Source organism: Acinetobacter sp. ESBL14, from assembly GCF_036668815.1.
GTDB lineage: Bacteria > Pseudomonadota > Gammaproteobacteria > Pseudomonadales > Moraxellaceae > Acinetobacter > Acinetobacter gyllenbergii.
Genome location: NZ_JAZEVS010000044.1, coordinates 1 through 432, shown reverse-complemented (window position 1 = coordinate 432; position 432 = coordinate 1). Strand labels below are relative to the sequence as shown.

Here is a 432-nt window from a genome sequence, read left to right as displayed (position 1 = left end):
ATTGGCAGCAGTTGATGGCAAGTTGGGTACATTAGACGATGCAGCAGTTAAATATGACGATGCAACGACTAAAGACAAGATCACGCTTGCAGGTGCTGGTGGAACCACGATTACCAACGTTAAAGCGAGTGCTGTAAATGCAGCATCAACAGATGCAGTAAATGGCAGTCAATTACACGGAGTAGCGGACAGCGTTAAGAATGCAATTGGAGGTTCAACGACCATTGATGCAACGACAGGTGCAATCACCACAAGTAACATTGGTGGCACAGGTTCAAACACAATTGATGGTGCGATCACCAGCGTTAAAGCAACAGCAGACAAAGGCATCAACTTTGGTGGCACAACAGGCAAGAACAACTATGCCTTGGGTAGTGATATCAATGTTAAAGGTGATAGCAACATTACCAGCACGACAGTTGCAGGCGGAGT

General features: G+C 46.1%; 1 pseudogene. It reads left to right on the top strand.

Features of this window, described 5'->3' with window-relative positions:
• Positions 1–432, top strand: a pseudogene (locus tag V6E90_RS21545) (YadA-like family protein); the annotation flags it as partial.